The 871-nt window shown below is 46.0% G+C and carries 1 pseudogene; it reads left to right on the top strand.

From position 1 onward, the window contains the following. Window positions 1-62 precede the first annotated feature (62 nt). Window positions 63-871, top strand: a pseudogene (locus R7Q48_RS25760) (carboxypeptidase M32); the annotation flags it as partial.

Here is an 871-nt window from a genome sequence, read left to right as displayed (position 1 = left end):
GACTTGATGTGAAGGACCCTTTTCGGGTGTTTAGGGAAAGAACAAAAATAAGAGTAGTCACAATGAATGCATTTACAAAACTCGTCGAACATTCAAAAAAAGTCGCCAACTTTGGTCATTTATTAGAAATTGTAGGCTGGGATCAAGCTGCTGTGATGCCATCAGGCGGTGCTGAAGCACGCTCCAACGCAATGGCTGAACTTGAAGTACACATCCACTCGCTCATGACTCAGCCACATCTTGAGGATCTATTTGCACAAGTAGAAGAAGAAACCCTCGCCACGCAAGAGCGAGCCATGTTACGTGAAATGAAACGCGAATGGCAGCTTGCAAACCTTCTTCCAGAATCATTAGTTCAAGCAAGTTCTCTTGCCGGTTCGATGTGTGAGCACGCTTGGCGCACACAGCGTGCTAATAATGACTGGGCCGGTTTTGAGAAGAACTGGGCAGAAGTTGTAAAGCTATCCCAAGAAGAGGCTCAAATTCGTGCAGACGCAAATGGCACAACGCCATACGATGCGATGCTGAATGTTTACGAGCCAGGCACGACGTCGGCTTCTTTAGATACACTGTTTTCTGACGTCAAAACATGGTTGCCTTCTTTAATTGACGAAGCAATTGAAAAGCAAAAATCAAATAACATTCTGCTTCCTAACGGCCATTACCCTGCTGAAAAACAAAAAGCACTGGGCTTGCAAGTGATGAAGCTGCTTCAGTTCGATTTCGAGCATGGTCGACTCGATGAGAGTGTCCACCCGTTCTGTGGCGGCGTTCCTACCGATGTGCGTATCACAACTCGTTACGATGAGAGTGAGTTTATGCAATCATTAATGGGAATCGTGCACGAAACTGGTCACGCTCGTTATGAACA

This window comes from Vibrio sp. 378 (genome assembly GCF_033339435.1).
This window is presented reverse-complemented; position numbering and strand designations above follow the sequence as displayed.